General features: G+C 38.3%; 1 protein-coding gene. It reads left to right on the top strand.

From position 1 onward, the window contains the following. Positions 1–766 (top strand): IS3-like element ISAbe6 family transposase (locus tag EXE10_RS21100; protein WP_130114607.1); only part of this gene is annotated, 766 nt, incomplete at its 5' end. Positions 767–818 lie beyond the last annotated feature (52 nt).

Genomic DNA, 818 nt, shown 5'->3' with positions numbered 1-818 from the left:
ATTTAAGATTTCAGTGAGTAAAGCTTGCTTCATCTTTCAACTTAGTCAAACCTGTTATCGTTATAAAGCTCAATTAGATGAGCAAAATAAGATGATTGCAGACTGGCTACTGAAGCTCACCAACGAGAATAAGACTTGGGGCTTTCAGCTTTGCTTCTTGTACCTACGTAATGTCAAAGGCTACCCATGGAACCACAAACGTGTTTATCGAATTTATAAGGAGCTTGAGCTTAACCTACGAATTAAACCAAACAAACGCATTCAGCGAATAAAGCCTGAACCGCTTACAGTACCATCAGCACCAAATGAATCGTGGTCAATGGACTTTATGCATGACCAACTGAGTGATGGTCGCAGTTACCGAATTCACAATGTTATTGATGATTATAACCGTGAGTCACTGGATATATTGATTGATTTTTCTTTGCCAGCTCAACGAGTGCTGAGGGGATTGGATCAATTAATTGCATGGCGAGGTAAGCCAAAACGTATCCGTAGTGATAATGGACCTGAGTATGTGAGTGATTTGATGGAAGCATGGTGTACTCAACATGGAATTGAGCATGTATTTACTCAACCAGGTCATCCACAACAGAATGCTTATGTTGAACGCTTCAACAGGACGGTTAGATATGAATGTTTGAATCAATATTTATTTCGAGAGCTTGAAGAAGTCGAAGACTATACAACGATATGGCAACACTTTTATAATCATGAACGACCACATATGTCAGTTGATGGTAAACCACCTAAATTTAAACAATGATAAGGACTTTGGCTTTCTACTTATAAAATCAATTAAAAATGGGAGTATTACC

Origin of the sequence: Acinetobacter sp. WCHAc060033, from assembly GCF_004209125.1 — a bacterium.
Classification (GTDB): Bacteria; Pseudomonadota; Gammaproteobacteria; order Pseudomonadales; family Moraxellaceae; genus Acinetobacter; species Acinetobacter wuhouensis.
The sequence above is the reverse complement of the archived record's forward strand: the minus strand, read 5'-3'. Positions and strand labels throughout refer to the sequence as shown.